This is a genomic window from Caldisalinibacter kiritimatiensis (genome assembly GCF_000387765.1).
Classification (GTDB): Bacteria; Bacillota; Clostridia; order Tissierellales; family Caldisalinibacteraceae; genus Caldisalinibacter; species Caldisalinibacter kiritimatiensis.
The window spans coordinates 1-405 of sequence record NZ_ARZA01000206.1 but is presented as its reverse complement, the minus strand read 5'-3'; the positions used below and the strand labels follow the sequence as shown (position 1 = coordinate 405).

Genomic DNA, 405 nt, shown 5'->3' with positions numbered 1-405 from the left:
TACCAGCCCCTGCATCGGACTTTCACCGACAAGCAAGCGCCCATGCTGGGCGCACTAAAAGATGTGATGTATTCATGATAAATACATCACATCTTTTTATTTTTTTACATTACCTTCTATACTACTAATTTTCTTCATTACGCAATGAATTATATATATCATCTATGTTTTCTAATAATGTTTTATATGTAGAATCTGAATTCAAAACGTAATATTCCCAACCAGTACAATACATATGTTTATTCTCATATATATATATTGTGAGGAAATCTTGAGTAGTATCATTAGTGAGAACTATCATGTACTTTAAATTTTTTCCTGTTCCCATGTATACAGAAACCATGTCTTGTAATTTTAAAATTCTAAGTTTTTTTAATTCATTTAATAATTGATTTATTTTTGTAA

Annotated in this window: 1 protein-coding gene; it reads right to left on the bottom strand. The window is 28.4% G+C overall.

Translation table 11 applies throughout. The features are described 5' to 3' along the window. Positions 1–124: 124 nt before the first annotated feature. Positions 125–405: hypothetical protein (locus L21TH_RS14580; protein ID WP_034429855.1), on the bottom strand; the 281-nt coding region annotated here is incomplete at its 5' end.